Below are 2236 nucleotides of genomic sequence, written 5' to 3' on the forward strand. Positions count from 1 at the left end.
CAACGCGCTGCCACTGATCCGCCAGCATGCGCTGGAAGCGCAACTGAGCCGCACGCTGCGCTCGATCGATGCCGGCGGCTGGCTCGATCCGCGCAGCGGCCTGCTCACGACGGAAGCCTTTCAACGCGCTGCCACTGATCCGCCAGCATGCGCTGGAAGCGCAACTGAGCCGCACGCTGCGCTCGATCGATGCCGGCGGCTGGCTCGATCCGCGCAGCGGCCTGCTCACGACGGAAGCCTTTGCCCGCGACTTCTCCAAGGCTGTCGAGCAGACGCTTGCTCGCGGCGGCGGCCTGTCGGTGGCGCGCTTCGCCTTCGATCCCTCAAATCCCCGCGCCCAGCTCGATGCCGCGCGCATCCTGAGCCGCCTGATGCGGCAGATGGACTTCGGCACAGCGCAGAAGGACGGCTCGGTCATCGTCGTCTTCGCCGAGACCGACTTCCGCACCGCCCACATGATCGCTCGCCGCCTCTCCGCGGTGATGCGGCACACCTCCAACGGCAAGCACGAGATGCGCAGCGATCCCGTGGTCAGCGTGGACTCGCTGTCGTCGTCGGATACGGCAAGGTCGTTGCTGGCGCGGCTGTCCGCCGACGCCTCGCGCGCGGCGTCGTAGTCAACCGCCAGCGTTCCCGGATCTGTTGCTTGTCTTGACGTCCGCCGCCGGGCCTCGGCGGCTCAGCTCATCATGAGCTTGATCTGGCCGTCCTCAAAGGCTCCCATCGCGAGAGCGTCGCGAGCCATCTTTTCGACCGCCGGCCAATTGGCGAGAAGGTATTTTTGCGCCTGCGCCTTGGTTGGGAGCGTGGTTTGCAAAATACAGGTCTGCCGCGCGTTCCCGTTCGCGATCTGAAAGGACACGGCCTGGGGACCCTCTTTGAGCTCTTGCTCGGAGGGCTTGGGAAATTTGCGCATGCGGCTCCTTCTCGGGGCTCAGCGAATGGTGACCCCGAACGCTTGATCGGCGCGGGTCATCCCGGCCGCGATCTTCCCGGCTTTCGCGAGGCGCTTCGACTCTCCGCCGGGCTGCGTGTTACGGACCGCCTCAGCCAGCATCTCGCGAAGCTCAGCCTTGGTCTTGGGTGCTTGCCGTGTCGTCGACTTCTGCCAATTTGCCATGCCCCTTATATGGGGATGATCGAGCTAAATGCCACTCTTCGCGTTCGTGCTGGCCGATAGAGCGGGAGTAGCCAGGAGAAAGCCGACAGAATCGTGCAGGAGCTCGTAGGCACGGTCGACGATATCGTCCAGGGAGATGGTCTTGGCGAACATGCGCTGAGCCTCAGCCAGCAACTGCTCGCGGGTCGGCATGCTGGACAGGCGCAGATCGGCACGGTGCTGCAACAGACTGAGCGCGTCCCGGACCGACAATTCGGTCTCGTGGATCGACGTTCTGATCGCGAGCGCGATGTGTTCCGGATCAAAGCGAGCGGCGAGCTGCTCGGCCGCTTGCTTAACCACGCGTGATCCCAACCGATGCTCGTTGCGCAGAACCTGCCTGGGCGGCAACTTCAGATCCCGGACAATCCCGAGCCAGGACAAGGCCACCAGGATGTAATAGGTCAGATCGACCTCATACCAGTAGAACCCCTGACGGGCGCTGGCCTGGTAGGCGTGATGATTGTTGTGCCAGCCCTCGCCCATCGTCAACAGGGCGAGCAGCCAGTTGTTGCGGGAGTCGTCACCGGTCACATACCGCTTGCGTCCGTGAACATGTGCGAGGGAGTTGATGCAGAACGTGGCGTGATACAGAAGCACGGTGCTCCAGAGGAATCCGACCACGAGTCCCGACCACCCGGCAACGAGAAAGCACAGACCCGCGAGCACGGCCGCCGGCAAGAGCTCCAACCTGTGCAGCCACATCAACTCGGGATACGACGCCAGATCCGATACTTTCACGAGGTCGGTCGCATCGTGCTGCCGGTAGAAGATCCAGCCGACATGACTGTACACGAAGCCCTTGTGCCGGGGCGAGTGCACATCATGCGCCGTATCCGAGTGCAGATGATGATGGCGGTGTTTGGCGGCCCACCACAGCACGCTTTTCTGCGCGCTGCTCTGGGCAATGAAGGCAAGGATGAATTGGAACACCCGGCTCGTCGCGTAAGCCCGATGCGAGAAGTAGCGATGATATCCGGCGGTGATCCCAAACATGCGCAACCAATAAAGCGCGGCGCAGATCGCGATGGCCTGCCACGAGACGCCCGACCAGAGCGCCGCGACGCATCCCGCATG

2 protein-coding genes and 1 pseudogene are annotated in these 2236 nt (G+C 63.5%); 1 reads left to right on the plus strand and 2 read right to left on the minus strand.

The annotated features are described in order from the left end of the window. Window positions 1-122 precede the first annotated feature (122 nt). Window positions 123-617: pseudogene (locus AC1D00_RS37550) on the plus strand (GGDEF domain-containing protein); the annotation flags it as partial. A gap of 62 nt (window positions 618-679) precedes the next feature. On the opposite strand, the gene AC1D00_RS37555 reads toward AC1D00_RS37550, so the two are convergent. Next, window positions 680-916 (minus strand): hypothetical protein, encoded by a 237-nt coding sequence (locus AC1D00_RS37555; protein WP_135175358.1) that lies wholly within the window; start codon window positions 914-916, stop codon window positions 680-682. Between the two features lie 228 nt (window positions 917-1144). Continuing rightward, window positions 1145-2236 (minus strand): acyl-CoA desaturase (locus AC1D00_RS37560; RefSeq protein ID WP_477014143.1); only part of this gene is annotated, 1092 nt, incomplete at its 5' end.

This window comes from Bradyrhizobium sp. P2_E8, from assembly GCF_056403875.1.